The 4,063-nt window shown below is 63.3% G+C and carries 5 protein-coding genes; all 5 read left to right on the forward strand.

Features of this window, described 5'->3' with window-relative positions; all coding sequences use genetic code 11:
• On the forward strand, positions 1–1,059 hold a 1,059-nt coding region (locus MOV61_RS28860; protein ID WP_247139042.1), incomplete at its 5' end, for a 5-(carboxyamino)imidazole ribonucleotide synthase.
• Positions 1,060–1,182: 123 nt separating this feature from the next.
• The gene (ykgO, locus tag MOV61_RS28865; RefSeq protein ID WP_007607121.1) at positions 1,183–1,308 is read left to right on the forward strand and encodes a type B 50S ribosomal protein L36; all 126 of its coding nucleotides are present in this window, start codon (positions 1,183–1,185) and stop codon (positions 1,306–1,308) included.
• A gap of 100 nt (positions 1,309–1,408) precedes the next feature.
• The gene (locus MOV61_RS28870) at positions 1,409–2,029 is read left to right on the forward strand and encodes a hypothetical protein (RefSeq protein WP_247139043.1); all 621 of its coding nucleotides are present in this window, start codon (positions 1,409–1,411) and stop codon (positions 2,027–2,029) included.
• Positions 2,030–2,048: 19 nt separating this feature from the next.
• Entirely contained in the window at positions 2,049–3,089 is a 1,041-nt protein-coding gene (locus tag MOV61_RS28875; RefSeq protein ID WP_038545011.1) for an alpha/beta fold hydrolase, read from the forward strand.
• A 74-nt stretch (positions 3,090–3,163) separates the two neighbouring features.
• Entirely contained in the window at positions 3,164–3,907 is a 744-nt protein-coding gene (locus tag MOV61_RS28880) for a hypothetical protein (RefSeq protein WP_247139044.1), read from the forward strand.
• The last annotated feature ends 156 nt before the right edge of the window (positions 3,908–4,063 follow it).

A 4,063-nucleotide genomic window follows, 5' to 3' on the forward strand; every position in this document is an offset into this window, starting at 1 on the left:
ATCATCGGAGGCGGCCAGCTCGGCCGCATGCTGGCCATGGCCGCAGCCCGGCTGAACTTCCGCACGATCGTGCTCGAACCGCAGGCCGACTGCCCGGAAGCCCAGGTCGCCAACGCCCAGATCACTGCCGCCTATGACGATCCGGCAGCGCTCGCCGAACTCGCCAGCCGCTGCGACGTCGTCACCTACGAATTCGAAAACGTGCCGGTCACCGCCGCCGAGGCGCTGCAGCGCTCGGTGCCGGTCTATCCGCCGGCCAAGGCACTCGACGTCTCCCAAGACCGGCTGACCGAAAAGCGTTTCCTCAATTCCTGCGGCATCGAGACCGCCCGATTCCATGCCGTCGACAGCCAGTCCGACCTCGAAAAAGCGCTCGCCGATTTCGGCGGCCAGGGCGTCCTCAAGACCCGCCGGATGGGTTATGACGGCAAGGGCCAGCGCGTCTTCCGCTCCGCCGAGGACAAACCGTCCGGCGCCTTCGATGCGCTCGGCGGCGTGCCGCTGATTCTGGAAAGTTTCGTGCCCTTCGAGCGCGAAGTGTCGATTATCGCCGCCCGAGCCAAGGACGGCACGGTTGCCTGCTACGATCCGGCTGAGAACATACACCGCGACGGCATTCTCCACACCTCGACCCTGCCCGCCAGGATTACCGAAGCGACGGCGAAGACCGCCCGCGAATCGGCCGAGAAGCTGCTCGCGGCGCTGGATTATGTGGGCGTCATCGGCATGGAGTTCTTCGTGATGGCGGATGGCACGCTGATCGCCAACGAGATCGCCCCGCGCGTCCATAATTCCGGCCATTGGACGGAAGCCGCCTGCGTCGTCTCGCAGTTCGAGCAGCATATCCGTGCTGTCGCAGGCTTGGCCCTCGGCAACCCCGTCCGCCATTCCGACTGCGTGATGACCAACCTCATCGGCGACGACATTCTGGATGTCCCCGCCTGGCTCTCCCGCGATGAGGTTCTGGTCCATCTCTATGGCAAGACGGAATCCCGACCGGGCCGGAAAATGGGCCATGTGACCGAATTGAAGGGCCTGAAAACGTCGTCACAAGGTTGACATGCAGATTGGCTCGGGTTATCTGCACGCCCAACTGAGAGCGCGCCCCTCGAAGAATCTTGGCGGCGCGCTTTTGATTGATAGACATGCGGCTTCGCGCCCACAGACTGCTGGACCAGGAAAATGAAGATCAAGAACTCGCTTAAGGCGCTGAAGGCTCGTCACCGCGATAACCGTCTGGTTCGCCGCAAGGGCCGCGTTTACATCATCAACAAGATGAACCCGCGCTTCAAGGCTCGTCAGGGCTGATATCGGCGTTCGGTTCCGGTCTTTGACCGCAGCCGATCAAATTGTCGGTAACACGACAAATCGGGTTTGACCTTCGGCGCAGGCGGATTACCTTATCCGCATGCGCTATTTTCGTTTCAGTACCCTGATTCTCGCCGCGAGCCTTGCCGCTTCGTCCGCTCTCGCCCAGACCGCGACACCCAAGCCGCCCGCAACCCCACCTGCTGCCGCTCCCGTCGTTCCGGCCGTCGCCCAGAAACCGGGCCGGCCCGTGGATGCTTTGTTCGATGCCCTGAAGCGCGAACGCAATCCGGAAAAGGCACGCGGTATCGCTAGCCAGATCATCGCCGACTTGAACGATTCGGGCAGCGCCACCGTCAACCTGCTGATGCAGTGGTCTGCGACCGCCATCAAGGAAAAGCGCAATGCCGCGGCACTTGATTTCCTCGATCAGGTGACGGTCCTCGATCCCGCCTTCGCCGAGGGCTGGAACCGCCGCGCCACGCTGCATTACACGATGGGCGACGCCCGCAAATCCATGGCCGACATCGCCGAAGTGCTGAAGCGCGAGCCGCGCCATTTCGGAGCGCTTGCCGGCATGGCCGGTATCCTGACGGAAGCTGGCAAGGACGAGCTTGCGCTGAAGGCATGGCAGGATTATCTGGCCATCTACCCCGCCGACCGCGATGCCCAGGAAGTGGTCACCAAGCTTTCCGAAAAGCTCGCCGGCAACAGGACCTGAGCCCTACGGCAGCCCGTCGATGATGATCTTGCCCCTTGCCATCGCCGGCATTGTTGCCACCGCTTTCTGCTTCACCGCCTGGAAGGCGAAGGCGATCGAGATCGCGTTCCCGAATACCGGCGAACTGATCGATGTCGGCGGCTTTTCCATGAACTCGCTGCATATGCCGAAACCGGCAGGCGCCGACTTGCCGGCGATCGTCTTCATCCATGGCGCCAGCGGCAATTTTCGCGATCAGGAGGCGGCCTTCCGAGGGGCGCTCGAAGGCCGCGCCGAAATGCTCTTCGTCGACCGGCCGGGCCATGGTTATTCCGAACGCGGAGGTCCTGAAAACGGCTTCCCGGACGGCCAGGCGGCGGCGATCGCAAGGCTGATGGAAAAGCGCGGCATCGACAAAGCGATCATATCGGGCCATTCCTTCGGCGGTGCGATCGCCGCGAGCTTCGCCCTTTACCATCCGGAAAAGACCGCCGGCCTGCTCTTTCTGGCGCCTGCCACCCATCCCTGGCCCGGTCGGATCGACTGGTACTACAATCTCACCGCCCGCCCGGTTATCGGCCGATTGTTCAGCCATCTTCTCGCCCTGCCAGCCGGCCTCGTGGTGATGAAAACCGCCACTCGCTCGGTCTTTCATCCCAACCCCTGCCCCGAGACCTATCTTCGCGACGGGGCGCCGTATCTGGTCCTGCGTCCGAAAGTGTTCCGCAGCAATGCTGTCGATGTCGCCAATCTCAACGGCTACGTGACGCGTGTCGCGCCAAGATACAGCGAGATCACCGCGCCGACGGTGATCATTACCGGCGACAGCGACGCGATCGTTGCAGAGGAAATCCACTCGCGCGGTCTTGCCGATGATATCGCCGGCTCCGAACTCGTCTCAATCCGCAATCTCGGTCATAAGCCGGACTACGTGGCAACCGACGTGGTGATTGCCGCGATCGAAAAGCTTTCCGGTCTCCCCCGCGACCTGAAGGCCGCGGCCCGCATCGTGGAAGCCCGGATCGCGCCGGCGGCGGAAGACTCGGCCCCGGAAATGGATCTCTCGATCGAAAAAACCTGAGCCCGGCTCCGATAAGCCAGCCCCAAGCAAGCTGTCCGTCCCAACGTCCGAGCAAACGGAATCGGAGAGACGAGATGGAAATCGGCAGCATTGGCAGGGACTATTCCGCACGGTCCGCAAAGCCGGATAGCGCGTCGACCGCGACGGACGCCGCACCGGCATTGTCCGATCCCTCCAGCCCCAAGGACGCGCCTTACGATCGCCTCGTCCATGGCCTGACGTCGCTGAACAAGGCGACGGACGAGGCGGAAGAGCAGGCAAAGGCCCGCGCCAAACAGAAGCTCGACGACGCCAAGCAGCAACTCGAATTCATGCGGCGCTGGGGGTTCGATCCGGAAGTGGTCGCCAAGCAGGCGGCCCAGCTCGGCGTCATGGTCGCCGGCGCTGCACGAGAGTTCACCGAGGCGCTGACCGGAGCCGGCAACGGCGCCACATCCTCCGTTTCCGCCAATGCTCCGTCCGGAGCAGAGACGGCCGATCCTATGCTCGATGCGAGCGAGGAGGCTGCGGCCGCAGATACGACGGACGACGCGTCGGCGGAGGGCGACGAGCCGGTATCGTACGCCGAGCAGGCCTATCTCGAGGAGATGGACGAGACACCGCGGGAGGCGCCAAAACTGTCGCTGGACGACATCAAGACCGCGATGGAATTCAGCACCGTGGCCCGCCAGATCAAGGCGCTTCTGGAAGAGGCCGCCCGCAGGCTGCGCGAACAGAACAGCACAGCCACCGTCCCCGGCACCCAGAACCTCGACGCCTCGGTCGACACGCTGACCGGCACCATCTCCGCGCTGCCAACGGTCGGCATCACCATCTGACCAATGGACGTGCGCAATAAAAAACCGCCGGATCGCTCCGGCGGTTCAGACTGCTGACAAACCCCTGGCGTGGTCCGGGGGTTTGTGATTCATTGGGACATGTTGAAGAAACCTGCCCCTTGCCAGACGGCTCTTGAGATGGTGACGCTCGAGGGT

Origin of the sequence: Neorhizobium sp. BETTINA12A, from assembly GCF_023006485.1 — a bacterium.
GTDB lineage: Bacteria > Pseudomonadota > Alphaproteobacteria > Rhizobiales > Rhizobiaceae > Neorhizobium.

Bases quoted from the DNA above. Each gene is read 5' to 3' on its own strand.
- ykgO (WP_007607121.1), top strand. From the start codon at position 1,183: ATGAAGATCAAGAACTCGCTTAAGGCGCTGAAGGCTCGTCACCGCGAT.
- MOV61_RS28870 (WP_247139043.1), top strand. From the start codon at position 1,409: ATGCGCTATTTTCGTTTCAGTACCCTGATTCTCGCCGCGAGCCTTGCC.
- MOV61_RS28875 (WP_038545011.1), top strand. From the start codon at position 2,049: ATGATGATCTTGCCCCTTGCCATCGCCGGCATTGTTGCCACCGCTTTC.
- MOV61_RS28880 (WP_247139044.1), top strand. From the start codon at position 3,164: ATGGAAATCGGCAGCATTGGCAGGGACTATTCCGCACGGTCCGCAAAG.